Raw genomic sequence first — 26,093 nt, forward strand, 5'->3', positions numbered from 1 at the left:
GAGTAGGTGGAGTAGGGGGAGTAGGGGAGAAATTTCTTCCTTCTGAACTCCTGAACTCCTCTCAATTATGAATTTCTATGAAGATGCGATCGCTAATTTCCACTTCTTGATGACTTAATTGTTTTAATTTATGGGTTAAATCTGCTGTCAGCCTTTTGGCCTCTTGCTTTAAATTACCATTCATATAATCTGCGGCTTTAATAGGTTCACCAATATGAACATTCACATCAGTACCCCAATGAGGATAGGGTTCACTGTAATGGATACCGACAGGAATAACTTTAATATCTAATCCTGGATAACTAGATTCAGCAGTCACAGCTAAACGAGCGATTCCTGGTTTCAGGGGATGAAGTTGACCATCACGATGAATGCCACCTTCGGGATAAATAACTAACATTTCCCCCTGCTGCATTAACTCTACCGTATGCCGGAGAGTTGCGATCGCCGGACGTTCAATATTTACAGAAAAACCCCCCATTCGCAGCACAAACCAACCTTGCAACCCCTGACATTCATTACTCGTTACCATAAATCGCATATCTCTACCCGTCACACAACGACCAGTAGCATAGGGCAAAACCAAAGAATCCCACCGGGAACGATGGGTAGGTGCCAGAATTACTGGTCCACTTTTAGGAATATTTTCTCTTCCAGTCACCTTAATATGCCCAAAGAAAGATGGCAAAACCATGTAGTGTCCTAGAAGATAAGCAACACGGATTAACCAAGGCGAAACCCGCGAGGTATTCTGAAGCACCGAAGGTCGCCGAGCGGAGTCGAGGTGAGGATTTACAGGCGTATTTTTAGTTTGAGAATGGCGGTTGGTAGAAGCAAAGTATGATTTGATCATAACGGTGGCTGATTTTTTGGCTAATAAAAGATGACACCAACTTGATTATGTCCACCGTAGATTTTCTTGGGTAACTTGTGTTTTCCCATTTGGACAGTTTTATCTGTGTCTGTTATTTTTGTTGACGTTGGGTAGCAAACCAATTTTGTAATTGTTCTCGACAGTCTGATTCTAGAATACCTCCTAGCACTTTCAGACGGTGATTAGAGGCTGGATGATCAGGGATGTTAATAACAGTACGAATTGCGCCAGTTTTGGTATCGTCCACGCCATAGATCAATTTTCCCAATCGGGCATGAACTATAGCACCGGCACACATCGGACAGGGTTCTAGAGTGACATATAAAGTGCATTGATGCAAGCGCCAACTTTGTGAAATTTGACTAGCAGCCCGAATCGCCATAATTTCTGCGTGTGCAGTCGGATCTTGATCTCGCTCTTTGCGATTTTCACCCACAGCAACCAATTTATTATCTATGTCAACAATTACAGCCCCCACAGGAACTTCACCAGCATCACCCGCCACCCGTGCCAATTCCAGGGCGTGATTCATCCATTTTCGATGTTGTAAATATTCTGGGTGTTCCAGCATTAGAGGAAGAAGTGGGTAGGGGCGCAGGGCCTGCGCCCAGGAGTCAGGAGTTAACGAACCACAAAGGCACGAAGGACACGAAGGAAGAAGAGGAAGAGGAAAATTACCAATTACCCATTACCCGCAACCTGACATAACAGAGGGTCAAGTTGAGCTTTTGCATCTAATTGATACAGGTCATCACAACCACCAATATGCTGATTATTAATAAAAATTTGGGGGACGCTACGGCGACCGTCGGCGCGTTCTGCCATGATTGTTCTAGCTGTTTCGTCACCGTCAATTTTGTATTCGGTGAAATTAACACCTTTCCATGATAGTAGCATTTTAGCGCGAATGCAGTAGGGGCAAGTTTGCCAAGTATAAATTTCAACATTGGCTTTGATTTGCTCTGGGTGGCGACCGAGAAGAGAGTTGAGAAAATTTAGCATATTCTTAATTAAGAGGTTTTTTGTAGGTAGGTCGGTAAAATTGATTATATAAAAGATTTGAATTTGATGTAGGGGTAGCGCCCCCGTGCCTACCCCGGTATTTGGGGCAACTATAGGGGGTTTGCCCCTATGTAATTCACGGGTTTAGGTATTTTCAAAATGTTTAATTTTGCTCTCCTAAGAAGATATATTTGCCACGAGTATCAATAAATGTTTCAATTATGTGGAAACATCCAAAGAAGATTCTTGGGAAAAACAATTATGAAATTTAGTAAATTATCTGTAATTTTACAGGGGATAGGGATGCCTTTAGCGATCGCCCCTTTAATCATAATTCTGAGCGCCTGTAATGATCAACCACAAAATAATCCCAACACACAAAATCCCGACAGCACCCCCCAAGGACAAGTTACTCGCGTTCTCTGGAATCGCATTAAAAGCCGTGGACAGCTTGTTTGTGGCGTTAGCGGTGAACTACCAGGATTTAGTTTTGTCGGCACTGACGGCAAATATAGCGGCATTGACGTTGATATTTGTCGGGCTGTTGCAGCAGCAGTATTTGATAATCCAGATGCGGTAGAATATCGCAATCTCAACACTAAGGAGCGATTTACAGCTTTGCAAACTGGAGAAGTAGATATTCTCAGTCGCAATACTAGCTGGACTTTTAGCCGTGCAACTTCCCAAGGTTTAGATTTCGCACCTGTGGTATTTTATGATGGTCAAGCCGTCATGGTGCGTAAAAATAGCAATATTAAATCTATCAAAGACCTGAAAGACAAAGCTATTTGTGTGCAAACTGGAACTACTACTGAACAAAATTTAGCAGACCAAATGCGGAAACGGGGAATTACTTATAAACCCGTTGTTTTTGAAGATGTGAATATCACCTTTGCCACTTATGCAGAAGGACGTTGTGATGCTGTAACTACAGACCGTTCTGCACTGGTTTCTCGACGGACAACCTTACCTAAACCAGAAGATAATATCATTTTAGATGATGTTCTTTCTTCTGAACCTCTAGCGCCAGCAGTTGCTAAGGGTGACACCAAGTGGAGTGATATAGTCACATGGACTGTTTATGCTTTGGTGAAAGCAGAAGAATTAGGCATTAATTCTCAAAATTTAGCCGCGTTTGCTAATAGTAAAGATCCCGATATCAAACGTTTTTTAGGAACAGAAGGAAACCTGGGCGAAGGAATTGGTTTAACAAAGGATTTTGCTGCCAAAATTATCAAGCACGTTGGTAACTATGGCGAAATTTATGATCGCAATTTGGGAGCAAAAACAAAACTAAATCTCCCCCGGGGACAAAATCAAATTTCCACAAAAGGAGGATTACTCTATTCTCCACCTTTCCGCTAAGGAAGCAAGAGAAATTTCTTACTATTAACAACTGACCAATGACTAATTCAAAACCTCCTTTCTGGCGTGATAATCGCTTTTGGCAAAATGCTATACAGCTAATTTTTGTATTTTTAGCAGTAGTTATAGTTTTTATATTCTGGGGGAATGTCAGCCGAAATTTACAGCAATTAGGAATTCAATTTGGATTTAATTTTCTCAAGCAACAGGCATCTTTTGATATTGGGGAAACTCTCATTAACTACAAACCAACGGATGCTTATAATTATGCTTTATTAGTGGGATTAGTTAATTCTCTAAGAATAGCAATAATGGGAATTTTCCTCACCACAATTGTGGGAATTACTGCGGGAATTGCAAGATTATCAGATAATTGGTTAGTAAGAAATATTACGGTTATCTATGTAGAGGTTTTTCGGAATACTCCATTATTATTGCAATTGCTATTTTGGTATTTTGCAGTTTTCTTGAGTTTTCCCAAAGCCGAAAATAAAATTTCCTTTTTGGGTTTTGCTAATTTTAGCCAAAACGGAATTGAACTTCCTTGGTTTACCTTGTCTCCAGAATTTTCTAGTTTATTATTGGGGTTAACTTTTTACACAGGTGCGTTTATTGCGGAAATTGTGCGCGGGGGAATTCAATCAGTCCCGACAGGACAACTAGAAGCAGCCAAATCCTTGGGGTTAAACCCAGGTTTAGCAATGCGATTGGTTATTTTTCCCCAAGCTTTGCGGGTGATTATTCCCCCATTAACTAGTCAATATCTCAATTTAACCAAAAATTCCAGTTTAGCGATCGCTATCGGTTATCCTGATATTTATTTCGTAGCTTCTACCACTTTTAACCAAACTGGGAAAGCTGTAGAAGTGATGCTGTTAATTATGATTACTTATCTGACTTTGAGTTTGATAATTTCTCTAACTATGAATTTATTTAATCGTTCTGTGCAAATTAAGGAAAGATAATGTTGAACGCAGATAAACGCGGATAAACGCGGATGAATACGGGTGATGATTATTCTATGCAGTCTCACATTTTTATGATGATTAAACTTAGTTGGCTCAGAAAAAATCTTTTTAATAATTGGTACAATAGTTTACTAACTGTTGTTTGTTTTATATTTCTATTTTGGTTAGTTCAAGGATTTGCAATTTGGTTAATTACCAAAGCACAATGGCAAGTAATCCAAGTTAATTTACATTTATTTTTAGTAGGAAGATTTCCCCAAAGTTTATATTGGCGGATTTGGGTTGTTTTGGGAATATCTACAACTTTAACCGCAATTACAGCGAGTGCATTTACCAAGAAAGCAATATTCACAAACCGCAATTCTTTGATTGCTGTTGTGATGATGGGGACTTTATGGTTTATTTTCCCCATACCATTAACAAGCCGTTTATGGTTATTATTAATTACAGGTTTAATAGTTGTAGGTTTGATAATTGGTCAGAAATCTACTAAAATCATTACACCTTGGCTTTCGCTAACTTGGTTATTATCTTGTCCCCTAATTATCTGGTTAATTGGTGGTGGTTTAGGATTACAACCTGTATCTACAAACTTATGGAATGGTTTATTACTTACCCTATTAATGGCAATAATTAGTATTGTCCTTTCCTTCCCCATAGGAGTTTTCCTCGCATTAGGAAGAACCAGCAATTTACCCGTAGTGCGGTGGTTTTCTATTCTTTATATTGAAATTGTTAGAGGATTACCCTTAATTGGGATTCTATTTTTAGCCCAAGTCATGTTACCCTTATTTTTACCAGCAGATTTACGTTTAGATAGATTACTCAGAGGTACTACCGGATTAATATTATTTAGTGCAGCATACATGGCTGAAAACGTACGTGGCGGACTACAAGCAATTCCCAGAGGACAAATAGAAGCAGGAAAAGCATTAGGATTAAATACACCTTTATTACTCATATTAGTCATATTACCCCAAGCCTTACGTGCAGTTATTCCCGCAATTGTTGGTCAATTTATTGGTTTATTTAAAGATACTTCTCTTTTATCATTAGTAGGATTAGTAGAATTAACAGGAATAGCGCGTTCCATATTAGCACAACCGCAATTTTTAGGAAGATATGCAGAAGTATATTTATTTATCGGTTTGATTTATTGGGTATTTTGTTATTCAATGTCCTTAGCTGCTAAAAACTTAGAAAAACAATTAACATCGTAGGTTGGGTTGACGTAAGGAAACCCAACATTCTTAAAATTTTAACCTACACAAAAGGAATATATGACAGAATCAGGATACCCAGGATGAAAAGATGAACAGGATGAAAAACAATGATTTTATCACCAATTACCCGTAGGTTGGGTTGACGTAAGGAAACCCAACATTCTTAAATATTTAAATATAACTTGTATGACACAAAAGGAATATATGACAGAATCAAACCCGATAATTATTGCCGAAGATGTTCACAAATGGTATGGCAAATTTCACGCCCTCCAAGGTGTCAGTTTAACCGTAGAACGAGGAGAAGTGGTTGTTTTAATGGGACCATCCGGTTCAGGAAAATCAACCTTTATTAGAACATTTAACGCCTTAGAAGAATATCAACAAGGAACTATTACCATTGACGGGATTACCCTCAGTCATGATTTAAGAAATATTGAAACAATTCGTCGAGAAGTGGGAATGGTATTTCAGCAATTTAATTTATTTCCCCATTTAACAGTTTTACAAAATATCACCTTAGCACCAATATATGTCCGCAAAATATCCAAAGTTAAAGCGGAAGAATTAGCAATGCAATTATTAGAAAGAGTGGGAATTTTAGCACAAGCACAAAAATATCCAGGACAATTATCTGGTGGACAACAACAACGAGTAGCCATAGCGCGTGCATTAGCAATGCAACCGAAAATCATGTTATTTGATGAACCAACATCAGCATTAGATCCAGAAATGGTAAGAGAAGTTTTGGACGTAATGCGAAACCTCGCTAATGACGGAATGACAATGGTAATTGTTACCCATGAAGTCGGATTTGCGCGAGAAGTTGCTGATAGAGTAGTGCTAATGGATAGCGGTTTGTTAGTTGAATCTTCTACCCCCGACACCTTTTTTACTAATCCCAAAGAAGAAAGAACCAGGAAATTTTTATCCCAAATTCTCTAGGGTGATTCAATTCAGGCTAAAGATCCCCGACTTCTTAATTTAATCTTTTGTAAATAATGATAATTTATCAAAGAAGTCGGGGATCTAAATGCAGGTTTAACGATGTCCAAATATTGGGAAGATTTGATAATATTCTTTACCCATAGACATCGCTAGGCTAACCGTATATATGGTATCTAAACTTACATTTATAAAAATTGTTTACAGGATTTACAAGTATATTTGTACTATAAAAGAATAAATGTGATCATTCCATAGAGATTCCCACTGAGATTTTTTCCAACTGTAGGCTCTCTGAAACAAGGGAACAACATACTGTTTATTACCTTCAATAATCTCTTGCAGCTTAGTTTCTGATGCTTGCATGGTTAATGTACTCTGATTTACTCGATAGTTATGCTTTTAGTATAAAAGAATCTTGTATAAATAGCACAAGATAGCGTAACAAAATTAAACATCAAATATATCCAGGGAATAAATTCCCTGTCTAAAAGCAAAGGTCGGTTAAAACCGACTCATAAAAAATATCGGTTCTACCGCTCCCCTTATGGAGAAGAATATTAATTTTTGTAGGTTGGGTTGAGGGACGAAACCCAACACCCCTTACTATCCTACCGCTAATGTTGGGTTTCACTTCGTTCTACCCAACCTACAATAAATGTTGTTTTACATAAAGGGAACGGTAGAGCCAAAATATCTTTTCCTCTTTGCGTGAGAAAATATTTTAACTTTGATTCACCATCCAAATTACCAAATTATCAGGTTGTGAAAAATCCAAAATAGCTTCCGAAATCTCATCTAAATTTTCACCTGATAACTCTTGAGTCATATATCTATGCTTGCATACAAAAGGGAGAAAACTCGGTTCAATTCCGAGGCAGTCCATTTACATTTTGCGTATTTGCTTGGGAAAAACCCTAAACTTTCATAAACTATCTAACTTGGCCAAAGATATTTTCACACAATTACAAACACCAAGCCAATCACGCTCTGACAAATGACCAATTAAACTAAAATTAGCTGAAGGTGGCAGTGTCACAATATAACTGCGAAAAATAGACGCAACTCGTAAACCAGCCTCATTCCAATCTTGAAGTATATAGTCAGTAATACCTAATGCAGTTGTTTGAGAAGTAATTAATCCAATGATAACATCAGGACGATTTGCGTGATAAATTACAGATGATAAAACTACAGCCGGACGGCGTTTAATACCTGTAGCGCCAGGAAAATCAACCGTTACCACATCCCCAGGATTAAATTTCACTGTGTTATTTCCTCACTTTCTGGAAATATCGAAGCAGCATATTGTAAAGAAAAAGAGGTGATATCAAGTTGGTCTTCTTCTGTCCAAGTATGACTTTCATCAATAACAGACAAATTTTTCTCAGCTAAATTATTTTCTAAAGCGTTGAGAATGAGTCTAGCAATTATATCTTGTTCGGTTTCAGGAAGTTGCTTTATTTGTTTAATGGCTTCTTCAAGTAATTGAGTCATAGTTTTTACCGCTAATCATTATCTATTATACTAGATATAAGACAGCCAGGGAATAAATTCCCTGTCTAAAAGCAAAAGTCGGTTAAAACCGACTCATAAAAAATATCTTTTCCTCTTTGCGTGAGAAAACATTTTAACTTTGATTGGCTATCCAAATTACCAAATTATCAGGTTGTGAAAAATCCAAAATAGCTTCCGAAAGCTCATCTAAATTTTCACCTGATAACTCTTGAGTTTATGACTCTAACTTTGCAGATTTTGATTGTGATATTTCCTCAAAGCCGCAATAATTTCCCCATTCGCTTCTGGAAAAGTAAAATTATCCAATTCATCCAAACTCACCCAACGAATTTCATCGCATTCTATCGCTTGAGGAACACCCGCTAAATGCTGAGAATGATGGACTGTTAAAGTTACTCGTAAATGAGTGTAAGTATGATCAATAGTAATTAGATGTTCTCCAACGGCAATTTCTATGCCTAATTCTTCAGCAATTTCTCGTTTAATACATTCTTGAATAGTTTCACCAATTTCAATTTTTCCCCCTGGAAATTCCCATAAACCACCCATTGCACCTGTAGGTAAGCGTCTATCAATTAATATCTGTTTTTGGTCATTCCAAATAACAGCAACACCAATAATTTTATGAGGGATAGAAATACTTTCATTCATATAATTACCAATTATCAATAAATAACAAAAAAAACTCGGTAGATTAATTATATCTCTACTGAGTTGATATTTATTTTGATAATTTTCCTACAAAAATACTATTCAACTTCGCTACTGTTAGCTTCTGTTCCTTGAATAACTGTATCAAAACCCATTCTTTGTTCTGCATTGCGTAAAAAATAGCCACTAATCATAGCTGATGCTAATAAGCGACCCAAGTTTTCCCGACTAGTAGAAATAGTAATCCCGAACTGTTCAGAAGGGAGATTTCCTAAAAGTCCGATAATATTCCGTTCCATTACCTGCAAAACTTCCGTAGAAGTAGGTTTAGATAATTGGTTAACTGTTTCTGGACTTAATGATTTAACATATTGCCATAATAAATTACTTGTTTCCGACTCACTATTAAAAAATTCTGATACTCGATTAGATTTGTTACTCACGTTTGACCTCCTGTACTGCCACTATTAACGACGGTGTTTGTGACTGGAATAACTTGTAGTTATTGCTTATTCGATCTAGTTGACTATTATATAATTCATGTCAACCAATCTAACAGTTTATTCCTTTCGAGGGAGTCGGTTTAACCGTACTAAAATGGGAGTGTTTTTCACATATTGAGTGAGTATGGGTGGGGAAACTCCACCCACAAAGCAAAAAATAACTGACCATTAACTGATAACAACTGACTAACTGGCAAGATACTCATTCATAGTTGCTTTAGATTTGCGAAGTTTGTTGAGGGCTTCACGTTCAATTTGGCGGACTCGTTCCCGGCTAATATTCAGGATTTCACCAATTTTAGCCAAAGTTAAGGATTGCCCATCTACTAAACCAAAGCGGAGACTAATGACTTCCTTTTGCTGGGGTGTGAGTTCTGACATCATTCTTTCTAAGTCATAGGATAGGGAAGTTTGCATGACAAAATCTTCCGGTGTTGCCCCTGTGTCTTCTAGCATTTCTCCCAGTTCAGTGTCATAGTTATCTCCCAGACGTAAATCTAGAGATAATGGTAGACGGGCTTTTTCTAGGTACTCTCGCACCTGTTTGGGTGTTAAATCTAGTTCTTGGGATAATTCCGCTACTGTGGGCGCACGTCCTAGACCTTGGGATAGTTGCCGCTGGGCTTTTTTAATTTTGTTGAGTTTTTCCGTAATATGAATGGGCAAGCGAATAGTCCGGGCTTTTTCGGCGATCGCCCGAGTAATGGCTTGACGTATCCACCAATAGGCATAGGTAGAAAATCTGTACCCTTTGGTAGGGTCAAATTTTTCTACACCCCGTTGCATTCCGATACTGCCTTCTTGAATCAGATCAAGTAAGTCAACATTACGTTTAATGTACTTTTTGGCAACGGACACGACTAAACGGAGATTGGCTTCTACCATTTTCCGTTTGGCTATTTCACCAACAGCGATCGCTTGATTTAATTCTGATACTTCTATACCAGAGGCTGCTGCCCATTCTTCTACAGTTGGTTCATGACCTAACTGGGTAGCCAGACCTTCCCGGATCTCATGCAAGGCAGTAGATCGTTGCACCTGTTTACCATAAAAAATCTCTTCTTCGTGGGTGAGGAGTGGCACACGGCCAATCTCACGCAGGTAAGTCCGCACGAGGTCGGTGGCTGATTGAGCGGTCTTCATGGCGCTACTCTTGGGTAATGGTGGGTTTGCTGATAGGGTCGTTAACGAAATAATGTTTTGAGATTTGTCGCACCCGATAAACTCAGGTTGCCCATATTTGGGTAAATTAGGTACTTCACTGCCAAACGTTACATCTGTCTCCTTGTTTCCACAAGTATCTATAGTTAGATACACAGTAGCAAGTCAAACATTTTTTGTGTTTTCGGGAATATTAATAATTGTAACATTTATGAGAATAATTTGACTATAGGGAAACCCGCACTTCGGCAGTAATGTGAGATGACCTCAGACTCTGAAATTACTGAACGGCATACATTTCCTTAAATAACGGCTAATCCTCTAGCGGAAAAATAGCTTCCTCATATTTGTTAAAATATCTCAATGATAACGATAATGATTTTTTTGTAACAATTGCTTAATAATGTCGGACTATGATTTTTAGGATTATTTTGATGAAGATGAGGAAAACGTCTGAACTATGATTTTTCTGATTATTTTGATTAATATGAGGGATTTTCCCGATAAATCCGCAGGATTCATCATAAAAATCATCAAAGGTCTGAACTATGATTCTTGTGATTCTTTTAATTAAGATGATATATCTGTCGTAAAAATCATAGATTTATGCGAAAAACTAGCCAAATAATCATAAAAATCATCAAAATCACAAAAATCATAGTTTAGACAATTAACTCCTTGGACAGTATTCTTGGATCACCTTGACATCCAAAGTTGTATTTTGCAGAGAACGGATAGCTGCGGCTGTGGCTCTAGCACCTGCAATAGTGGTAATAATGGGGATTTTGTAGCCTAATGCGGTGCGACGAATTAACTTAGAATCGGCATGAGCTTCTTCTCCAGAAGGTGTGTTGATGATCAGTTGAATGTTGCCATTTTTAATGGCATCCAGGACATGAGGACGACCTTCATGGAGTTTGAGAACTGATTTTACCTCTAACCCTTGTTCTTGCAAGACTTGGCGTGTCCCTTGGGTAGCCATGATTGTAAAGCCTAACTTAATAAACTCCTTAATGACATCTGCTGCGAGAGGTTTGTCTCTGTCACTCATGGAAACAAATACAGTTCCTTGAAGCGGTAATTTTTCCCCTGCGCCTAATTCTGCTTTGGCAAAGGCGCGACCGAAATCGCTGTCAATACCCATTACTTCGCCAGTTGAGCGCATTTCTGGACCCAAAATGGTATCTGTACCAGGGAACTTACTAAATGGTAAAACCGCTTCTTTAACAGCAATATGAGAGGGAATGACTTCTTTGGTAAATTTCACTTCCTCTAAGGTTTTCCCCGACATAATTAAGGATGCAAGTTTCGCTAATTGTACCCCTGTAGCTTTAGATACAAAGGGAACAGTCCGTGATGCTCTGGGGTTAGCTTCTAAAATATACACTTGGGGAGAATAGCCATTTGCACCGACTACGGCAAATTGAATATTCATCAACCCAACTACAGATAGAGCTTGTGCTAGTTGAACTGTCCATAAACGGATTTGGTTGAGGACTGCGGGAGAGAGGGAAATGGAAGGTAAGGAACAAGCTGAGTCACCGGAGTGAATCCCCGCTTGTTCGATGTGTTCCATGATGCCACCAATGACGACATTACCAGTATGATCGGCGATCGCATCTACATCCACTTCAATGGCGTTTTCTAAGAATTTATCAATTAAAATCGGGTGATCTGGTTCTACTTGCACAGCAAAGGTCATGTAACGTTCTAATTCAGTATCGGAATAAACGATTTCCATCGCCCTTCCCCCCAATACATAACTAGGACGGACTACTACAGGATAGCCAATGCGCTTGGCAACAATTAAAGCATCTTCATAGCTTCTCGCCATACCATTAGGTGGTTGGGCGATATTTAATTCTTGCAGAATCTTTTCAAACCGTTCCCTATTTTCCGCCATATCTATAGAATCGGGAGATGTTCCCCAAATCTGAGTGATACTATTAGCTTTTTGTAAATACTCTTGCAGAGGAACGGCTAATTTTAATGGTGTTTGGCCACCAAATTGGACAATTATCCCCACAGGGTTTTCGGCTTCGATGATGTTGAGAACGTCTTCTTTAGTTAATGGTTCAAAATACAGGCGATCGCTGGTATCGTAATCTGTAGAAACAGTTTCTGGGTTAGAATTGACCATGATTGTTTCATACCCGGCATCATGTAGAGAATATGCAGCATGACAACAACAATAATCAAACTCAATTCCTTGACCAATGCGGTTTGGACCACCACCCAAAATCATCACCTTGGGTTTATCTGTTGGTAATACTTCCGTTTCTTCTTCGTAGGTAGAATAGTAATATGGAGTCAGGGCTTCAAATTCAGCAGCACAGGTATCAACGGTTTTGTAAACGGGGATAACTTCTAGCTGTTTGCGATATGTGCGAACTTCGTCTTCTTTGGTTTTTGTAGCATAAGCTATTTGGCGATCGCTAAATCCATTTCTTTTCACATCATACATTTGCGCTTTTGTCAACTGTTTTAGAGGAGTGCGTTTGAGAAATTTTTCTATTTCTAGAATTTCTTGTAATTTATCTAAAAACCAAGGGTCAATTGCCGTTAGTTCGTAGATTTCTTCATTACTCATTCCCAACTGCATAGCATGACGCACAGAAAAGATGCGTTCTGGGTTAGGAGTCCGTAATTGAGCGCGAATTTGTTCCCCACTGGGCAATTTTTCGGCTTTATCACAACCCCAACCAGCGCGTCCGGTTTCTAAAGAACGCAAAGCTTTTTGAAAGGATTCGTTAAATGTCCGGCCAATAGCCATTGCTTCCCCTACAGACTTCATTTGGGTAGTTAAAATCGCTTCTGAACCAGGGAATTTTTCAAACGCAAACCGGGGAATTTTCGTAACCACATAATCAATTGTCGGTTCAAAGGAAGCGGGGGTTTTTTTGGTGATATCGTTTTGTAGTTCATTCAAAGTATAACCCACAGCTAACTTCGCCGCGATTTTGGCAATGGGAAACCCTGTCGCTTTGGAAGATAAAGCCGAACTGCGGGAGACGCGGGGGTTCATTTCAATTACCACTACGTCACCATTCACGGGATTTACCGCAAACTGAATATTAGAACCGCCGGTTTCTACACCAATTTCCCGGATAATTTTAATGGCCATATCCCGTAACCGTTGATATTCTTTATCAGTTAGGGTTTGGGCGGGGGCGACGGTGATAGAATCCCCTGTATGAATCCCCATAGGGTCGAGATTTTCGATAGAACAGATAATCACGACGTTATCGGCTAAATCCCGCATTACTTCTAATTCATACTCTTTCCAACCCAGTAAAGATTGGTCAATGAGAATTTGGGAAACGGGACTAGCGTCAATCCCTACTTGCGCCATTTCTTCAAATTCTTCTTGATTATAGGCGATACCCCCACCAGTCCCCCCCATTGTAAAGGCTGGACGGATAATTAAAGGATATGTGCCAATTTGGAGAGCGATCGCCTTTGATTCGTCTAAAGTAGAAGCTGTACCACTGGGACATACTGCAACCCCAATTTTAGCCATTGCTTCATTAAACAGTTTCCTGTCTTCGGCTTTTTCAATTGCGGGTAATTTTGCACCAATTAACTCGACGTTGTATTTCTCCAAAACGCCATTTTTCGCCAATGCTACAGCCAAGTTGAGGGCGGTTTGTCCTCCCATTGTTGGCAATAAAGCATCTGGACGTTCTTTGGCAATGACTTTTTCCACTATTTCCGGTGTCAACGGTTCAATATAGGTGCGGTCGGCGGTTTCCGGGTCGGTCATGATTGTCGCTGGGTTGGAGTTCACCAGCACGACTTCATAGCCTTCTTCTCGCAAGGCTTTACAGGCTTGAGTTCCAGAGTAGTCAAATTCACAGGCTTGACCAATCACAATTGGTCCTGAACCTAACAGGAGAATTTTTTTGAGGTCTTGACGACGGGGCATAGTTTTTACCTTAGATTACAAAAATACAAATCTTGACTATTTTAAGGGTCTTTACGCCTCATCATGCCATTCATTATTAACTTTTCCGGGTTTTGATGACGGTAAGGGGAAGGATTTATAGATATGGGGGATTTTTGGTACTGGTTTTTACGTTTTTTCTCGGCGTTGCATAATTTAAGTATGAATTAAGCTCACGCAAAGGCGCAAAGGCGCAAAGGTAAGAGTTTGAAAAATTAAAGCAAGAGAATTTTATGTCTAAATTCTGAGTTTATTTAATTGTTATGGATTATAACAATAAGACTTCACAGATAATTAATTTATCTTTCTTTATCTGCGTTCATCTCCGTTCATCTGCGTTTGATAATTTATTGTTAGATATATGTAATAAAAATAATTGGTTTTAAGTCCTAATATAAAGAATGGCAGAAAGGATAGGTTACTCCTCTCTGCCAAAATTATTAATTTTGTAAAATTCTCAATTACTAAAATTTATTTAGTCTTGATTTAGTTGAATCGAGATTATCAAAAGTTTAATTTTCAGCCCGTTGCACAAAACCTAATGTTAAACTATCTTTAGCCAAAAAGTGAGCTAGATGATAAGCTCTCTCTTCAGTTTTTAAGAGAATTTTCTCGTATAAATAGCGTGTACCTCTATCGCCTAAACTTTCAGCCTGTGCAGCTTGGCGGCGAATTACACCAATTAATGCTTGTTCGGCAACTAGGTCATTTTCTACCATCTTTCGGGCAGAAAATACGCCATCTACTTCTGTTTCAAAACAGCATAATTCAGCTAATTTAGTGAAACTTGCTGCGGGGATGCCACCCAAACCATTTAAGCGCTCGCCAATTTCGTGGATGTGATCTTGTACTTCTTTGTAGCTGGCGTTAAAGAATTCATGCAGTGAATTGAATTCTGCACCTTCAACCACAAAATGATGTTTTTGGTATTGTAAATATAATGCCTGAAAACTAGCTAATACGACATTAAATCCTTCGACAACTGGCGCAGTGACACTGTGATCTAGTAAGACGGGATTGTCATAAACCTGACCAAAGTTGTGTAATATAGTTTGCGTATCAGACATGGTTCTCCTCTTTTTTTTACAGTTATGATTTTTAACTGCTTACTCCTCACATATTAGCATTTTCAAAATAAAATCAAGGCTACTAAATCTAAAAAACTTTGGCATTATTAGTAATCGTAAGTATCAATTTTTTTTCATATATCTGTGCTTAAAGATATATATTTGGTATTTATCTTGACTTCAATCTCAAAGTGTGCATATCTCTCAACAAAGAAAAAATGAGATTTTTTCTCAAAATTAATGACAATATTTTGCAGTTAGTGTATCCTAATAAAAGAGGCTAAACTCCGACTAAATCACAAATTTAGACGATGAGTTTTTAGTTTTACTGCAACTTTATGGCATTTTGAGGGCTACTCGCTTGAAATCTTTCAGTTCAGACACAGATAGAAAGCACGTTATTGATATAAATTGGGCAGACCGTTGGCAGGTTTATCAACGCTTACAAGAATTAGATATAATTTGTGTTTGTCAGACTAATCAGCCCTTAACCGTAGAAATAAATAACCCTGCCGCAGCTATTCAGCTTTGGAGTGTAATTCAACAATTCACTGCTTCTCGTCAAGACTTGATTGGGAATCTTGAAAATTGTTGGCGTTGTCGTTACCAAAAATTTTAGTGAGAAAAATAGGTTGAAAAATGAATATATCTACTAATTCAGCAGTCACAGAATTTTGTTTTGAAGGCAGATTTCTAGATTTTGTGATTAAGGATGGATATAAGCTGAGAGGATTGTTATTAGGGACTTCTGAGGGTGAATTTTATATAAAATTAGCCAAGCATTTACGGAGTGCTTTTGATTTGCGGTTAGCTAAAGGGACCTGGCTGCAAGTTGTGGGGACAAAACAATATAATCCGAAAAAAGATCAGGTAACTCTCGTAGCAGAAAGAGTTATGGCTGCAAGTTCCGATATGGGAATAGTTGCAGCACAGAATCAAATTAAGACGAAACCTGCTAAAACACAAACAATTTTAGTTTGTCAAAAATCTGATTGTATGAAGCGTGGTGGTAAAGCTTTGTGTCAAGCTTTGGAGTCGGAGTTAATAAACAGCGGGTTAGAAAATTCAGTCACGATTAAAGGTACTGGCTGTATGAAAAACTGTAAATCTGGTCCTAATTTAGTTATGCCCGATAAAACTCGTTATAGTAAAATTCAAGCTGTCCAAGTTCCCGCTTTAATAGATAAGCATTTTTCTGATAAAAGTCAGGACAAAGCAAAAAATATGCCAGAAAATATACACACTCTTGTTAAAGTTTAGTTATCTTGAGGATGCAATACGATTGAGGGCGCATTCCCTGCGCCCCTACAGGCTTTACAATTTGCGCCTGACTCGGTGACTCCTTGAAAACTACAACTTATTTTTAGTAGGGATAATAATCATCGAGAAATAAGGTACATCAAGAGGGTCAACTTCGTCAAGAGGTAATATGCGCTGTTGTGTAGTTGTAGCGCGTTCAATGTATCTAGCCCGTGAAGCTAGTCCTAATTCATGGAGAATATCCCTGACCTTGAGAAAATGGCGACCAAGTTTCATAATAGCCGCCGCGTCAGTGGCTAGGAGTTGGCTAATTAAGGCTTCTCTGGGTAATGGTGCAGGTAAAACCGTGAGGACATCATTGTAATAGGTAAATGGTAAACCTAAAGCCACGGGACAAGCCATGAGAGAGGAAACTCCGGGGACGACTTCTGTTTTATACTTACCAGCCAATCTGGTAAAAAGATACATGAAAGAGCCGTAGAAAAACGGATCTCCTTCACAGATAACTACCACATCCCGACCTGCTGCTAAATGGTCAGCAATGGGTTGAGTTTCTTGGTCATAGATAGATTTAGCCTTTTCTGGTTCTAAGGCGCGAGGAAGATGAAAGGCTACCTCAATCTGACTATTATCCAAGTATGGAGAGACAATTTTTCTGGCGATACTTTCTTTATTTGTTGCTGATTGATAAGCAATAACTGGGGCAGAACGGAGGAGACGCAAGGCTTTTAAGGTGATGAGTTCAGGGTCTCCAGGTCCCACACCAATTCCATAAAGACGACCTCCAGCGTTATTCATTATTCTTCCTCACTAGCTAAGGCGTTAACAGCAGCAGCAGCGATCGCACTTCCGCCCCGTCTTCCATGTAAAGTTAAAAATGGTACGTTGCGGCTATCTGCGGCTAATGCGGCTTTTGATTCGGCTGCACCCACGAAACCAACAGGAAAGCCCAAGATTAACGCCGGTCGAGGAACTCCCTCGTCTAGAATTTCTAATAACCTAAATAGGGCTGTAGGTGCATTCCCAATCACCACAATTGCCCCTTCTATGTGGAAACGCCAGAATTCTAAAGCTGCTGCTGACCTTGTATTTCTTAATCTTTTGGCTAGTTGTGGTACTTCTGGATCATTGAGGGTGCAAAGAACTTTATTATTTTTGGGTAATCTTTTTTTGGTAACACCTTCGGCTACCATGTAAGAATCACACAAAATCGGTGCGCCGGCAATTAGGGCTTTTTTCCCGGATTCTACCGCTGTAGATGAATATTCTAAGTCATTGACAATATCCGTCATCCCACAGGCATGAATCATGCGAACAGCAACTTTTGCTACATCTTCAGGGAATCTTTCGAGATTGGACTCTGACCGAATAATTTTAAAGGAATTACGATATATTTCGCTACCATCACGGATGTAATCAAACATGATATTTTCAGGTTGTAAAGGTTAAGTTGGGCGTTGTTTGGCTAAATAGTTGATTTAATTGATGGCTATGACGATCAATAAATTGTCCAAAAGTTTCGTGTAAACTTAGACGTTGTTTTTGATACACTGCCAGCATTTCTTGAATCAAAATCGGAATTTTCGCTATAGTCACATATTCATAAAGTAAATGACCAAGAACATACACTTGATAAGCGGGAAAAGTTGCTTTTGCGGTTTCTGTAATAATACCAAGTAAGGTAATATCAGCTTGAGTGTGTTGAGCGCAAGATTTACTGCAACCACTAAAGTGAATATTCACAGGTGAGTCTAGAATCATCAGATTTTCTAGGTATTTTGCCAAGTTTATGGCATCATCTTTAGTTTCTGTGGCCGCAGCAGCACAACCCTTTTTACCGGAACAAGCTACTAGGAAACTTTTGATGTTGGTTGGTGATGAGTTTAAACCTAAATTGGCAATTTGTTGATCAACTTCGCTAATTTGATTTTGGGGAATATCGGTTAATAGTAAGTTTTGCCAAGGTGTTAACCTGATATTATCATCGCCATACCTTTTGGCAATATTAGCTAAACCCCTAATTTGCGAAGTTTCTAATCTTCCCAGGGGTAAGACTATGCCGATATAATATAATCCGGTTTGGCGTTGGGGATAAATACCAATATGAGTTTTTTCTCGCAGAGGCGCGGAGGCGCAGAGAGGAGTTTTTGTAAAGTTCAATATATCTGAGTTGAGGTTTTCTTGGATTTGATGAAGATATTCTTTGACTGTGATCTTATTGATTATTTCTCGTAAGCGTATTTTGCGGCGGTTTCTAGTATCTATGTGTTTGAGGTAAGTTTGCGCTAAGGCTGCTAAAGCTGTTGTTGTCTCTTCTGGTTTGAATAAGATTCCTGTATCCTGTGCTGGTTGTCCTTTTTCTCCATAACTGAGATATAACCGCAAATATACATTACGGTTAATTATTTCTGCTGCCAATATAATATCATTGGGTTGATATTTTACAGCAACTTTGCCTCCACCATCAAAGCAAACGCTAAATTTTGCCGATAATTCGGAAAGTTGAGAATGTGCGGTAATATATTGTTCCCAGGCTTTCACTAAGGGACGAGTATCTAGTAATTCTTCACCATCAATACCCGCTGTGGGATTGGTCATGATGTTGCGGATATGATCTATTTTGGCATTGGTAGAGGCTAAACCTAATGCTTGTAATTTTTTCAGAACCTCAACATTTATGCTGTTTTTAATTTCTCTAATTTGAATATTGGCGCGGTTAGTAATATCAATATAACCACTGCCATAATTATCAGCAATATCTGCGATCGCCTGAAATTGGTTATAATTGATGATTCCCCCTGGTATTCTCAACCGATAAAGAAGACCATCCTGGGCGGCTGTGTTGTAAAATAATCCTGGACAAGCGGTAAATGGAATTTGCAAAATCATGACTCCTTCTCTGTGTGACGCAGAGACAGAACGGAAGTGAACACTTGAGAGTTAGCATTCTGACTTACTCAACTTGGGATTTTGGATTTTTAGTTAAACTCCAATCATCTCTAAATTGCTTTACAGTTGCGGCACAGTCCCGGAATTGAACCGAAGTTTCCTAACTCTAAGATTTAGTAGCTTACCATGAGATGGTATTTTTGGCTATTATCCATGAATTTTGTTTCGCGCAAAGGTGCAAATGCAGGAGTTTAATTCCATACTTTACAAATTTAATCAAGTCTCTTTGTGAAGAGGTGCGTTTACCAACGCACCCTAGAAAATATTAACTGTCAGTTTTCATTTTCCAATCTGGTTTGACCACCTGACGACTTCTAGCAATTACCAAAGAATCATCTGGGACATCTTCTGTCACCGTTGAACCTGCGGCTATGTAGACATCATTACCGACAGTAATAGGTGCAACTAACACAGTATTAGAACCGATTTTGCTGCGATCGCCTATAGTTGTTCTATGTTTCTTCACACCGTCATAATTAGCAGTGATTGTCCCCGCACCGACATTGACCTGAGTTCCGGTTGTGGTATCGCCTAAATACGATAAGTGTGCTACATTAGTGCGATCGCCTAATTGGGCATTTTTCAACTCCACAAAATTACCAATTCTGCAACCTACACCCACCTCAGCGTGACCACGTAAATGTGCGTAAGGTCCAATTCGAGTTTGAGATTGAATCACACTATCTGTAATTACAGAATAGAGAACCGTGACATTTTCACCCAATTCACTATTCTCAATTAAACTTCCCGGACCAATGCGACTACCAGCTTGAATCACCGTCCTTCCTCGCAAATGAGTTTGCGGTTCAAGAATCACATCCGGCTGTAATTCCACCGTTTCATCAATAGTAATACTTGCCGGATCAATTAACGTCACACCTGCTAACAACCACTTTTCCTTAATCCGTTTTTGTAAAATATCATTAGCAGTTGCTAATTGCAATCTATCATTAATTCCCAAAATTTCTTGATTATCTTTCACATCTACAGCCATTACCTTACCAACTTGAGTAACAGCATCAGTTAGGTAATATTCTTTTTGAGAATTATTAGCTTGCAAATCTGGTAAGATCTTAGCCAAATCAGGCCAATGAAAACAGTAAATACCAGCATTTACCCGATCATTTTCTCTTTGGTTAGGAGTACAATCTTTATCCTCAACTATTTTTTGGACAATACCCTCACTATTCCGAAAAACCCTACCATAACCTTGAGGATTTGCTAGTTGTGCAGTCAGAATAGTACAGGAATTTTGATTTTCTTGGTGAGTTTGTAAGAGGTTTTTTAAAGTTTCTGTCCGTAACAAAGGTACATCACCATTTAAAATCAATAAATCCCCAGTATAACCCTCTAAATGGGGAAGTAATTGTTGGATAGCATGACCTGTGCCTAATTGTACAGCCTGTTCTACAAATTCCACACCATAAATAGAATCCATAGCTGTTTTTACTTCTGTGGACTGATAACCAACAATCACTAACTTACGGGCAGGTGAAAGAGGTTCAGCACTTTCAATAACGCGTTCAACTAAAGATCTTCCACCCAAGCAATGTAAAACCTTGGGTAGATTAGATTTCATTCTTGTTCCTTTTCCAGCGGCGAGAATTGCTACAACAACCATAATTAAATATCAGTGAATTTGCGATAAATGCTTTTTTAATTTGCTTCCTTCCACGCCAGATCATATCAGTTAATCATTGCTAACTGTTGACTGTTCAGGCAAAATCTCCTGCGGTGTTGACGATCTTAACCACCTTTTGCGCCACTGTGAACTTGATTCCAATGTAGAGACTTGAATTTCTTCTTGTCGTCGGTTGAGTATCATTGCCGCAGTATCACTCAAATTAGGATCTCGATAAGGAATAGCAGCACGAGTTAATAAATGTTCGGCTTCAGTTTGGGAAAGAGGCGGCAAATAGGATATAGTTGATTCCTCTTCATGTTGAGGATGTCCCGCAATAGTCCCCGGAGTCCGTCTTCCTATCGGTGGAGTCGAACTGACAACCAAACCCGCAGCTAACAGCGCAGTCCGTACCGCCGCAGCACAGGAATAAGTAGCTAGTAACCCATTCTCCTGCAAGCATTCTGATACTTTTTGTATAAATTCCACCGTCCATAATTGTGGACATTGCGGAGGTGAAAAAGGGTCAAGAAAAATTGCATCTGCTTGAAAGCCTGATTCATGTACTTGGAGGATTAAGTTTCTAGCATCACCAATTAGTAAAGTAGCTTGCAAATAATCTATGTGGATTTGATGTTCAAACGCTATTTGAGTTAAAATTTTTATATATTTGTCGTCCCAACCATTAAATAACTGATGGTTAATTGCCGCTTGGGGGACAATGGGATTTAGTTCTAACCCAATCAATTCCACATGGCAACGAGGATTTACTTGCCAAATTGTCTGTAAAGCTGCCGCTGTGTTGTATCCTAGACCATAACAAATATCTAACAGCCGCACAAATCCTGTTTCGGCTAATATTGGTAATCGAGTCGGAATCGCAAATTTCAGCAAACTTTCCTGTTTTGCTCCATAGTGACTATGAAAGGCTTCATTAAACTCTGTGGAAAAAAAGGTAAAAGAACCATCTTGCGTTTGTTGGGGTGTAAACATTTTAGGATTTTAGGAGTCAGGAGGTAGGGGCGCAGGGCCTGCGCCCAGTCAGGAGAAAGAAGAAAGAAGAAAGAAGAATAGTTTTCACCAATTACCAATTACCAATTACCAATTACCCATGAATAATCAATTTATTGTTTCTCCAGAATGGCTGTTTGAAAATCTCAATAATTCTCAAGTTGTGATTGTTGATTGTCGGTTTTCTTTAGCTGATAGCCAATTAGGAAAACAACAGTATCAAACTAATCATATCCCAGGCTCTTATTATTTAGACTTAAATCAAGATTTATCTAGTCCTGTGCAAGAACATGGGGGCAGACATCCTTTACCAAATATCACAGAATTAGCTGAAAAGTTATCAGCAATTGGGGTAAATTCCCAAAAAACTTTAGTAGTGGCTTATGATGATTCTCGCTTGGCTTTTGCCTCTCGTTTATGGTGGTTATTGCGGTATTTAGGACATGAACAAGTAGCTGTTTTAGATGGCGGCTTTGACCGCTGGCAAAAAGCGGGTTATGCCATTACAGATGTTATTCCTACTGCGGAAAGAGGAACATTTATTCCCCAATTACAAGCGGATAAAGTTGTAGATTTTACTTATGTCAAAAATCACCAAGATAGTCAAAGTGTGGTTTTAATAGACTCTAGGGAAGGAGAACGTTATCGAGGAGAAAAAGAACCAATTGATAAAATTGCTGGACATATTCCCGGTGCTGTTAATTATCCTTGGCAAGAAGTAACGGACGCTTCTGGGTGCGTAATTCCCCAGTTAGAACAATCTCAACGGTGGCAAAATATAGATACAAATAAAGAAATTTTAGTTTATTGTGGTTCTGGTGTCACAGCTTGTGTAAATTTACTTTCTTTAGCCATAGCTGGAATTCCCACCGCTAAACTTTACGCTGGTAGTTGGAGTGATTGGATTAGTTATTAGTCAATTCTCAGATCCCCGACTTCTTCTTTGATAATGTCAATAAGTGATGAATCAATCCTAGAAGTCGGGGATCTGGTTTTATATTTTTAGTTGTCAGCTACGCTAGATTAAATCTAGGCAATCTGACTATATATAGTTCAACAGCCTATTTTTAGTTAAAAAAGTAGAAATTTATGACTTTTGATTACGACTTGTTTGTGATTGGTGCTGGTTCTGGGGGTTTGGCGGCTTCTAAACGGGCGGCTAGTTATGGTGCAAAAGTGGCGATCGCCGAATATGATTTAGTTGGTGGTACTTGCGTAATTCGTGGTTGTGTCCCCAAAAAACTCATGGTTTATGGTTCTCACTTCCCCGCCCAATTCCAAGAAGCCGCCGGTTATGGTTGGACAGTAGGAGATGTAAAATTTGACTGGGAACATTTCATCACATCCATAGATAAAGAAGTTAACAGACTATCAGCACTTCACATCAGCTTTTTAGAAAAAGCCGGAGTAGAATTAATTTCCGGTCGTGCTACCTTCATAGACCCCCACACAGTTGAAGTCAATGGAAAACAATATACAGCCGCGAAAATTTTAATTGCTGTCGGTGGTCGTCCCGTTAAACCAGAGATTCCAGGTATAGAACACGCCATTACTTCCAATGAAATCTTCCACCTGAAAACTCAACCCAAACATATCGCTATTATTGGTTCTGGTTATATCGGTAGTGAATTTGCCTGTATCATGCGCGGTTTGGGTTCAGAAGTCACCCAGATTATCCGCAAAGAGCAAATTTTGAATGGTTTTGATCAGGATATTTGCACCAGTATCCAAGAGGGAATGAGTAATCATGGCATTCGCATTGTTGCAAATACTGAGGTGACAGCCATAGAAAAAGTGGACGCAGGACTGAAATTAACTTTATCTGGAGACAATCAAGAACCAATCATTGCTGATGTATTTTTAATAGCAACCGGTCGCAGTCCTAATATTGAAGGATTAGGCTTAGAAAATGCCCAACTTGATTGTGTTCCCAGTTCTGAAGAAGAACCAGGATACAGCACCTCAAATGCTATAGCCGTCAATGAATATAGTCAAACTTGCCAACCCCATATTTATGCTGTTGGTGATGTCACAGACCGCCTAAATTTAACCCCCGTCGCCATTGGTGAAGGACGTGCCTTTGCTGATACTGAATTTGGCAACAACCGCCGCGAATTTAGTCACGAAACCGTTGCTACGGCCGTATTCACCACCCCAGAAGCGGCAACAGTCGGGTTAACAGAAGCCCAAGCTAGAGACAAATTCGGTGATGATAACATCAAAATTTATCGTACCAGCTTCCGCCCCATGTACTACACTTTGGCAGGTAAGCAAGAAAAAACCATGATGAAGCTAATAGTAGATACTAGCACTGATAAAATTCTAGGCGCTCACATGGTAGGAGATAGTGCCGCAGAAATTATTCAAGGTGTCGCTATTGCAGTAAAAATGGGTGCAACCAAAGCTGATTTTGATGCCACTGTAGGTATTCATCCCTCCGCAGCAGAGGAATTTGTCACTATGAGATAATTGTATTTGGTAGGGGTTTAGCAGTGCTAAACCCTGACAATTGTGATAGATTTAGTTTGCGTATATTTCATCAAAGTGAAAACTATTGGTATTTAGTTTCAGCCAATTTTTCTTTAATTAAGTTCTCCACTTGCTGCAACTCATGATTTGATTTTGGTATATCAAAAATCTCGCTGGGAGTTTCTGAAGCAAAACGATCAATAAATGTATGAAATGCTGCTTTATCATTGGGGTGAGCAATTATATAAGCTCTTAATTCAGTTTTAGTCATGCTAATAAAGTTAGGTATAATCACAAAAACCTCCATAAACCATTAGGATATATTTCTATTTCTATGTTATCTCCTGCCAAGATAAACAGATTACCTGTGCGCTCATCTAAACGGACGATGAAAATAGGTGTAAATGTATTTGTCAAGGTTTGACAGAGAATAACACATCTAATACTTTGTTCGGAAGTTGGCAAGATATATTTACCTCCTAATTATATAACTTAAATAATTATATTGCATCAAGGTTGATAACCGCTATAAAGGCGTGATATTATTTTCTTTGAATAAATGATGATAACAAATGATCAAATTTATAGACTTATTTAGTGGTACAGGTGGATTTAGATTAGCAATTGAAAAGATTTGTCATAATTATAAAATTGATTCTCAATGTGTTTTTTCCAGTGATATTGATATAAATGCCCAAAAAATCTATTCAGAAAACTTTGGAGAAACACCCATAGGAGATATTACCAAAATTGACGAAAATGATATTCCTGACCATGATATATTATTAGGTGGTTTTCCTTGTCAACCCTTTAGCATTTGTGGAGAACTAAAAGGATTTGAAGATACCAGAGGAACATTATTTTTTGATATTGCCAGAATTATTAAAAATAAACAACCGTCAGCCTTTATATTAGAAAATGTCAAACAATTACAAGGACATCAACAGGGGCAAACATTAAAAATAATTATTAATACCTTACAAGAATTAGGCTATTATACAGATTATAAAATTCTCAATGCTCTTAATTTCGGTTTACCACAAAAACGAGAAAGAATTTTAATCGTCGGCTTAAAAAATCAAAATCATTATCATAACTTTAATTGGCCATTAATCAAAATGCCCATGCAGCCCTTGTCAGAAATATTAGAAAAATCTGTTTCTGAATTTTATTATGCTTCCGAAAAAATTCGCCAAAATCGGTTACAAAAAGTCAAAACTGAGCAAAAATATGAGCAACCAACAATATGGCATGAAAATAAATCTGGTAATATTAGTATACATCCTTATTCCTGTGCATTAAGAGCAGGAGCATCTTATAATTATTTATTAGTCAATGGCGAAAGAAGATTAACCGAAAGAGAAATGTTGAGGTTGCAAGGTTTTCCAGAATCTTATAAAATAGTGGGCAGTTACCAAACTATGCGAAAATTAACTGGTAATGCGATCGCTATTCCTTGTGTTGCTACTGTGATTGATTCTGTAATTAATGCAATATTAGTAAATCTGAATGTTAAAAAAATTTCTCATTCCCATACTCTGTATGGGAATGAAGTCTAGAAAG

At 38.6% G+C, this 26,093-nt stretch carries 28 protein-coding genes and 1 pseudogene; 9 read left to right on the forward strand and 20 right to left on the reverse strand.

The window, feature by feature from the left end; genetic code table 11:
- Window positions 1-61: 61 nt before the first annotated feature.
- The 3 genes from AN486_RS09580 to grxC all read right to left on the reverse strand — a co-directional run bounded on the left by AN486_RS09580 (window position 62) and on the right by grxC (window position 1,876).
- A complete protein-coding gene (locus AN486_RS09580; protein WP_290600357.1) occupies window positions 62-853 on the reverse strand; it encodes a 1-acyl-sn-glycerol-3-phosphate acyltransferase in 792 nt (263 codons plus the stop codon).
- A 112-nt stretch (window positions 854-965) separates the two neighbouring features.
- A complete protein-coding gene (gene tadA, locus AN486_RS09585; protein WP_290600403.1) occupies window positions 966-1,406 on the reverse strand; it encodes a tRNA adenosine(34) deaminase TadA in 441 nt (146 codons plus the stop codon).
- Between the two features lie 149 nt (window positions 1,407-1,555).
- A complete protein-coding gene (grxC, locus tag AN486_RS09590; RefSeq protein WP_290600358.1) occupies window positions 1,556-1,876 on the reverse strand; it encodes a glutaredoxin 3 in 321 nt (106 codons plus the stop codon).
- Window positions 1,877-2,137: 261 nt separating this feature from the next.
- Between grxC and AN486_RS09595 the strand changes: the two genes are divergently transcribed.
- The 4 genes from AN486_RS09595 to AN486_RS09610 all read left to right on the forward strand — a co-directional run bounded on the left by AN486_RS09595 (window position 2,138) and on the right by AN486_RS09610 (window position 6,377).
- Window positions 2,138-3,241 carry an amino acid ABC transporter substrate-binding protein gene (locus AN486_RS09595; protein ID WP_168637012.1) on the forward strand — a complete coding sequence of 368 codons (1,104 nt, stop codon included), beginning with the start codon at window positions 2,138-2,140 and terminating at the stop codon, window positions 3,239-3,241.
- Window positions 3,242-3,279: 38 nt separating this feature from the next.
- On the forward strand, window positions 3,280-4,206 hold the full coding sequence (locus AN486_RS09600; protein ID WP_053539195.1) for an ABC transporter permease subunit: 927 nt from the start codon (window positions 3,280-3,282) through the stop codon (window positions 4,204-4,206).
- A 77-nt stretch (window positions 4,207-4,283) separates the two neighbouring features.
- Entirely contained in the window at window positions 4,284-5,429 is a 1,146-nt protein-coding gene (locus AN486_RS09605) for an amino acid ABC transporter permease (RefSeq protein WP_290600405.1), read from the forward strand.
- A gap of 207 nt (window positions 5,430-5,636) precedes the next feature.
- Window positions 5,637-6,377 carry an amino acid ABC transporter ATP-binding protein gene (locus AN486_RS09610; protein ID WP_290600407.1) on the forward strand — a complete coding sequence of 247 codons (741 nt, stop codon included), beginning with the start codon at window positions 5,637-5,639 and terminating at the stop codon, window positions 6,375-6,377.
- 210 nt (window positions 6,378-6,587) lie between these two features.
- On the opposite strand, the gene AN486_RS09615 is transcribed toward AN486_RS09610, so the two are convergent.
- The 10 genes and pseudogenes from AN486_RS09615 to AN486_RS09655 all read right to left on the reverse strand — a co-directional run bounded on the left by AN486_RS09615 (window position 6,588) and on the right by AN486_RS09655 (window position 15,220).
- A complete protein-coding gene (locus AN486_RS09615; protein ID WP_233455576.1) occupies window positions 6,588-6,743 on the reverse strand; it encodes a DUF262 domain-containing protein in 156 nt (51 codons plus the stop codon).
- Between the two features lie 358 nt (window positions 6,744-7,101).
- Entirely contained in the window at window positions 7,102-7,206 is a 105-nt protein-coding gene (locus tag AN486_RS09620) for a DUF4351 domain-containing protein (protein ID WP_152540522.1), read from the reverse strand.
- Window positions 7,207-7,302: 96 nt separating this feature from the next.
- Complete coding sequence (locus AN486_RS09625) at window positions 7,303-7,644, reverse strand: type II toxin-antitoxin system PemK/MazF family toxin (RefSeq protein ID WP_027404955.1); 342 nt, start codon at window positions 7,642-7,644, stop codon at window positions 7,303-7,305.
- Entirely contained in the window at window positions 7,641-7,874 is a 234-nt protein-coding gene (locus AN486_RS09630; protein ID WP_027404956.1) for a hypothetical protein, read from the reverse strand. Before AN486_RS09630 ends, AN486_RS09625 begins: the two co-directional genes overlap by 4 nt.
- 133 nt (window positions 7,875-8,007) lie before the next feature.
- Window positions 8,008-8,094 (reverse strand): annotated as a pseudogene (locus tag AN486_RS26665) (hypothetical protein); the annotation flags it as partial.
- Window positions 8,095-8,117: 23 nt separating this feature from the next.
- On the reverse strand, window positions 8,118-8,546 hold the full coding sequence (gene mutT, locus AN486_RS09635; RefSeq protein WP_053539193.1) for an 8-oxo-dGTP diphosphatase MutT: 429 nt from the start codon (window positions 8,544-8,546) through the stop codon (window positions 8,118-8,120).
- A 98-nt stretch (window positions 8,547-8,644) separates the two neighbouring features.
- Window positions 8,645-8,989 (reverse strand): DUF760 domain-containing protein, encoded by a 345-nt coding sequence (locus tag AN486_RS09640; RefSeq protein WP_053539192.1) that lies wholly within the window; start codon window positions 8,987-8,989, stop codon window positions 8,645-8,647.
- Between the two features lie 246 nt (window positions 8,990-9,235).
- On the reverse strand, window positions 9,236-10,192 hold the full coding sequence (locus AN486_RS09645) for an RNA polymerase sigma factor, RpoD/SigA family (protein ID WP_053539191.1): 957 nt from the start codon (window positions 10,190-10,192) through the stop codon (window positions 9,236-9,238).
- 688 nt (window positions 10,193-10,880) lie between these two features.
- A complete protein-coding gene (gene carB, locus AN486_RS09650) occupies window positions 10,881-14,135 on the reverse strand; it encodes a carbamoyl-phosphate synthase large subunit (RefSeq protein ID WP_290600359.1) in 3,255 nt (1,084 codons plus the stop codon).
- Window positions 14,136-14,665: 530 nt separating this feature from the next.
- Window positions 14,666-15,220, reverse strand: coding sequence for a Dps family protein (locus AN486_RS09655; protein WP_027404961.1), 555 nt, complete (start codon window positions 15,218-15,220; stop codon window positions 14,666-14,668).
- 361 nt (window positions 15,221-15,581) lie between these two features.
- Between AN486_RS09655 and AN486_RS09660 the strand changes: the two genes are divergently transcribed.
- On the forward strand, window positions 15,582-15,839 hold the full coding sequence (locus tag AN486_RS09660; protein ID WP_053539187.1) for an Asr1405/Asl0597 family protein: 258 nt from the start codon (window positions 15,582-15,584) through the stop codon (window positions 15,837-15,839).
- 20 nt (window positions 15,840-15,859) lie between these two features.
- Window positions 15,860-16,480, forward strand: coding sequence for a (2Fe-2S) ferredoxin domain-containing protein (locus tag AN486_RS09665; RefSeq protein WP_053539186.1), 621 nt, complete (start codon window positions 15,860-15,862; stop codon window positions 16,478-16,480).
- A 90-nt stretch (window positions 16,481-16,570) separates the two neighbouring features.
- Here the strand turns inward: AN486_RS09665 and AN486_RS09670 are convergent, their stop codons facing one another.
- The 5 genes from AN486_RS09670 to AN486_RS09690 form a co-directional block, all read right to left on the reverse strand.
- Complete coding sequence (locus AN486_RS09670) at window positions 16,571-17,278, reverse strand: precorrin-2 C(20)-methyltransferase (RefSeq protein ID WP_290600362.1); 708 nt, start codon at window positions 17,276-17,278, stop codon at window positions 16,571-16,573.
- Window positions 17,278-17,904 (reverse strand): precorrin-8X methylmutase, encoded by a 627-nt coding sequence (locus tag AN486_RS09675; RefSeq protein WP_290600364.1) that lies wholly within the window; start codon window positions 17,902-17,904, stop codon window positions 17,278-17,280. Before AN486_RS09675 ends, AN486_RS09670 begins: the two co-directional genes overlap by 1 nt.
- A gap of 7 nt (window positions 17,905-17,911) precedes the next feature.
- Complete coding sequence (gene cobG / locus AN486_RS09680; protein WP_290600366.1) at window positions 17,912-19,369, reverse strand: precorrin-3B synthase; 1,458 nt, start codon at window positions 19,367-19,369, stop codon at window positions 17,912-17,914.
- Between the two features lie 325 nt (window positions 19,370-19,694).
- Complete coding sequence (glmU, locus tag AN486_RS09685) at window positions 19,695-21,050, reverse strand: bifunctional UDP-N-acetylglucosamine diphosphorylase/glucosamine-1-phosphate N-acetyltransferase GlmU (RefSeq protein ID WP_053539183.1); 1,356 nt, start codon at window positions 21,048-21,050, stop codon at window positions 19,695-19,697.
- Between the two features lie 69 nt (window positions 21,051-21,119).
- A complete protein-coding gene (locus AN486_RS09690; protein WP_168637006.1) occupies window positions 21,120-22,043 on the reverse strand; it encodes an MnmC family methyltransferase in 924 nt (307 codons plus the stop codon).
- A gap of 118 nt (window positions 22,044-22,161) precedes the next feature.
- Between AN486_RS09690 and AN486_RS09695 the strand changes: the two genes are divergently transcribed.
- Together AN486_RS09695 and gor are read left to right on the forward strand one after the other, a co-directional pair.
- Window positions 22,162-22,977 (forward strand): sulfurtransferase, encoded by an 816-nt coding sequence (locus AN486_RS09695; RefSeq protein WP_053539181.1) that lies wholly within the window; start codon window positions 22,162-22,164, stop codon window positions 22,975-22,977.
- A gap of 173 nt (window positions 22,978-23,150) precedes the next feature.
- Window positions 23,151-24,530, forward strand: a complete 1,380-nt coding sequence (gene gor / locus AN486_RS09700; RefSeq protein WP_053539180.1) for a glutathione-disulfide reductase — start codon at window positions 23,151-23,153, stop codon at window positions 24,528-24,530.
- An 82-nt stretch (window positions 24,531-24,612) separates the two neighbouring features.
- Here the strand turns inward: gor and AN486_RS09705 are convergent, their stop codons facing one another.
- Window positions 24,613-24,801: a hypothetical protein gene (locus tag AN486_RS09705; protein WP_205748626.1), complete on the reverse strand. Its 189-nt coding sequence runs from the start codon at window positions 24,799-24,801 to the stop codon at window positions 24,613-24,615.
- Between the two features lie 20 nt (window positions 24,802-24,821).
- Complete coding sequence (locus tag AN486_RS09710) at window positions 24,822-24,995, reverse strand: hypothetical protein (RefSeq protein ID WP_168465800.1); 174 nt, start codon at window positions 24,993-24,995, stop codon at window positions 24,822-24,824.
- A gap of 107 nt (window positions 24,996-25,102) precedes the next feature.
- Between AN486_RS09710 and dcm the strand changes: the two genes are divergently transcribed.
- Window positions 25,103-26,089, forward strand: a complete 987-nt coding sequence (gene dcm, locus AN486_RS09715; protein ID WP_053539179.1) for a DNA (cytosine-5-)-methyltransferase — start codon at window positions 25,103-25,105, stop codon at window positions 26,087-26,089.
- Window positions 26,090-26,093: the final 4 nt, after the last annotated feature.

It is taken from the genome of Anabaena sp. AL93 (assembly GCF_001672085.1).
Lineage (GTDB): Bacteria > Cyanobacteriota > Cyanobacteriia > Cyanobacteriales > Nostocaceae > Dolichospermum > Dolichospermum heterosporum.

Bases quoted from the DNA above. Each gene is read 5' to 3' on its own strand.
- AN486_RS09675 (WP_290600364.1), bottom strand. From the start codon at position 17,904: ATGTTTGATTACATCCGTGATGGTAGCGAAATATATCGTAATTCCTTT.
- grxC (WP_290600358.1), bottom strand. From the start codon at position 1,876: ATGCTAAATTTTCTCAACTCTCTTCTCGGTCGCCACCCAGAGCAAATC.
- AN486_RS09610 (WP_290600407.1), top strand. From the start codon at position 5,637: ATGACAGAATCAAACCCGATAATTATTGCCGAAGATGTTCACAAATGG.
- cobG (WP_290600366.1), bottom strand. From the start codon at position 19,369: ATGATTTTGCAAATTCCATTTACCGCTTGTCCAGGATTATTTTACAAC.
- gor (WP_053539180.1), top strand. From the start codon at position 23,151: ATGACTTTTGATTACGACTTGTTTGTGATTGGTGCTGGTTCTGGGGGT.
- AN486_RS09580 (WP_290600357.1), bottom strand. From the start codon at position 853: ATGATCAAATCATACTTTGCTTCTACCAACCGCCATTCTCAAACTAAA.
- AN486_RS09645 (WP_053539191.1), bottom strand. From the start codon at position 10,192: ATGAAGACCGCTCAATCAGCCACCGACCTCGTGCGGACTTACCTGCGT.
- AN486_RS09670 (WP_290600362.1), bottom strand. From the start codon at position 17,278: ATGAATAACGCTGGAGGTCGTCTTTATGGAATTGGTGTGGGACCTGGA.
- dcm (WP_053539179.1), top strand. From the start codon at position 25,103: ATGATCAAATTTATAGACTTATTTAGTGGTACAGGTGGATTTAGATTA.
- AN486_RS09595 (WP_168637012.1), top strand. From the start codon at position 2,138: ATGAAATTTAGTAAATTATCTGTAATTTTACAGGGGATAGGGATGCCT.
- AN486_RS09615 (WP_233455576.1), bottom strand. From the start codon at position 6,743: ATGCAAGCATCAGAAACTAAGCTGCAAGAGATTATTGAAGGTAATAAA.
- AN486_RS09630 (WP_027404956.1), bottom strand. From the start codon at position 7,874: ATGACTCAATTACTTGAAGAAGCCATTAAACAAATAAAGCAACTTCCT.
- AN486_RS09605 (WP_290600405.1), top strand. From the start codon at position 4,284: ATGATTAAACTTAGTTGGCTCAGAAAAAATCTTTTTAATAATTGGTAC.
- tadA (WP_290600403.1), bottom strand. From the start codon at position 1,406: ATGAATCACGCCCTGGAATTGGCACGGGTGGCGGGTGATGCTGGTGAA.
- AN486_RS09665 (WP_053539186.1), top strand. From the start codon at position 15,860: ATGAATATATCTACTAATTCAGCAGTCACAGAATTTTGTTTTGAAGGC.
- AN486_RS09655 (WP_027404961.1), bottom strand. From the start codon at position 15,220: ATGTCTGATACGCAAACTATATTACACAACTTTGGTCAGGTTTATGAC.
- AN486_RS09690 (WP_168637006.1), bottom strand. From the start codon at position 22,043: ATGTTTACACCCCAACAAACGCAAGATGGTTCTTTTACCTTTTTTTCC.
- AN486_RS09695 (WP_053539181.1), top strand. From the start codon at position 22,162: ATGAATAATCAATTTATTGTTTCTCCAGAATGGCTGTTTGAAAATCTC.
- carB (WP_290600359.1), bottom strand. From the start codon at position 14,135: ATGCCCCGTCGTCAAGACCTCAAAAAAATTCTCCTGTTAGGTTCAGGA.
- AN486_RS09600 (WP_053539195.1), top strand. From the start codon at position 3,280: ATGACTAATTCAAAACCTCCTTTCTGGCGTGATAATCGCTTTTGGCAA.
- AN486_RS09705 (WP_205748626.1), bottom strand. From the start codon at position 24,801: ATGACTAAAACTGAATTAAGAGCTTATATAATTGCTCACCCCAATGAT.
- AN486_RS09620 (WP_152540522.1), bottom strand. From the start codon at position 7,206: ATGACTCAAGAGTTATCAGGTGAAAATTTAGATGAGATTTCGGAAGCT.
- glmU (WP_053539183.1), bottom strand. From the start codon at position 21,050: ATGGTTGTTGTAGCAATTCTCGCCGCTGGAAAAGGAACAAGAATGAAA.
- mutT (WP_053539193.1), bottom strand. From the start codon at position 8,546: ATGAATGAAAGTATTTCTATCCCTCATAAAATTATTGGTGTTGCTGTT.